The organism is uncultured Limnohabitans sp., from assembly GCF_937889215.1.
Classification (GTDB): domain Bacteria; phylum Pseudomonadota; class Gammaproteobacteria; order Burkholderiales; family Burkholderiaceae_C; genus Limnohabitans_A.
In genome coordinates, this window is record NZ_CALBEX010000421.1 from 1 (window position 1) to 1,853 (window position 1,853).

Genomic DNA, 1,853 nt, shown 5'->3' on the forward strand with positions numbered 1-1,853 from the left:
GCGGGGGCACTGGACCGCGCCAGCGCCAACACGCCGCCCACCCGCGACAGCTTTGACGCGGTGATGCACACCAACGTGATGGGGGCGATGCAGGTCATCCCGCAAATCGTGCCCATGGTGCAAGAGACAAAAGGCGTGATCGCTTGCATCAGCTCCATCATGGGCAGCCAGCATGAAACCACCAGCGGCAACGCCGCGCTTTACCGCGTGAGCAAGGCGGCGCTCAACATGGTCGTGCGCTGCACCCAAGCCGAGCAGTCGGGCATCACCGTGCTGGCCATCCACCCCGGTTGGGTGCAGACCGACATGGGTGGACCCACGGCACCGCTGACAACCGAGCAAAGCGCGAGCAGCCTGCGCCAGACGCTGAACCACGTCCTTGAACAACGCGACCCGAAACACCGTGGCGCATTTTTGAACCACGATGGGCAACCGCTGCCTTGGTGACCCCACAAAGAAAGACCGACATGCTGCTGACCCCCGACCAAGAGATGATCCGCGACGCCGTGCGTGACTTTGCACAGCGCGAACTCTGGCCCCACGCCGCTGAGTGGGACAAAAAGCACCACTTCCCCAAAGAAGCGCACAGAGGCCTGGCCGAGCTGGGGGCGTATGGCATTTGTGTGCCTGAGGAGCTAGGCGGCGCGGGCCTGAACTATGTCACGATGGCGCTGGTACTTGAAGAAATCGCGGCCGGTGACGGCGGCACCAGCACCGTGATCAGCGTGACCAATTGCCCTGTCAACGCCATCTTGATGATGTACGGCAACGCCGGGCAAAAAGCGCAATGGCTCACGCCATTGGCTCAAGGCCAGATGCTGGGCGCGTTTTGCCTGACCGAGCCGCATGTGGGCTCGGACGCCTCTGCTCTGCGCACCACGGCCGTCAAAGACGGCGACGGCTACGTCATCAACGGCGTCAAGCAATTCATCACCAGCGGTAAAAACGGCGATGTGGCCATCGTGATCGCGGTGACCGACAAGGGCGCGGGCAAAAAAGGCCTGAGCGCCTTCATCGTGCCCACCCGCAGCCCCGGCTACAACGTGGCCCGCCTGGAAGACAAGCTGGGCCAACACAGCAGCGACACCGCGCAGATCAACTTTGACAACTGCCGCATCCCCGCCGAGAACCTGATCGGCCAGGAGGGCGAGGGCTACAAGATCGCTCTGTCTTCGCTGGAAGGCGGGCGCATCGGCATTGCCGCGCAAAGTCTGGGCATGGCCCGCAGCGCACTCGATGTGGCCATCGACTACGCCAAGCAGCGCGAAAGCTTTGGCATCGCCATCTTTAATCACCAAGCCGTGGGTTTCCGTTTGGCCGACTGCGCCACGCAACTCGAAGCGGCTCGCCAACTCATCTGGCACGCGGCCAGCCTGCGCGACGCAGGACGCCCTTGCCTCAAAGAAGCGGCTATGGCCAAGCTGTTCGCCAGCGAAGCCGCCGAAATGGTGTGTTCCGCCGCCATCCAGACCCTGGGCGGCTACGGCTATGTGAGCGACTTCCCGGTTGAGCGCATTTACCGCGACGTGCGGGTGTGCCAGATCTACGAAGGCACCAGCGACGTGCAGAAAATCATCATCCAGCGCGCACTTTGATGCGTCCAGTGGGCGATTGCACGGCCCATTCACGTATCATTTCGGGTTATGAACATCATCATCCTCGGCGCTGGCCGCGTGGGCGAAAGCGTCGCTGAAAGTCTGGTTTCCGAGCAAAACGACATCACCGTCATCGACCAGGACCCTGCGCGCCTGCGTTTGCTCGAAGAGCGCCTGGACCTGCGAGGCGTGGTGGGCAACGGCATTGAGCCCTCGGTATTGCGCGAAGCCGGGGCCCAAGATGCCGACATGGTCATT

General features: G+C 62.6%; 3 protein-coding genes. All 3 read left to right on the top strand.

What is annotated here, in order from left to right:
• On the top strand, positions 1-447 hold a 447-nt coding region (locus Q0341_RS10800), incomplete at its 5' end, for an SDR family oxidoreductase (RefSeq protein WP_299513076.1).
• Positions 448-467: 20 nt separating this feature from the next.
• Positions 468-1,595 (top strand): acyl-CoA dehydrogenase family protein, encoded by a 1,128-nt coding sequence (locus Q0341_RS10805; RefSeq protein WP_299513077.1) that lies wholly within the window; start codon positions 468-470, stop codon positions 1,593-1,595.
• Between the two features lie 27 nt (positions 1,596-1,622).
• Positions 1,623-1,853 (top strand): NAD-binding protein (locus Q0341_RS10810; RefSeq protein ID WP_366522767.1); only part of this gene is annotated, 231 nt, incomplete at its 3' end.

Coding starts and splice junctions, on each gene's coding strand:
- Q0341_RS10805 (WP_299513077.1), top strand. CDS start 468: ATGCTGCTGACCCCCGACCAAGAGATGATCCGCGACGCCGTGCGTGAC.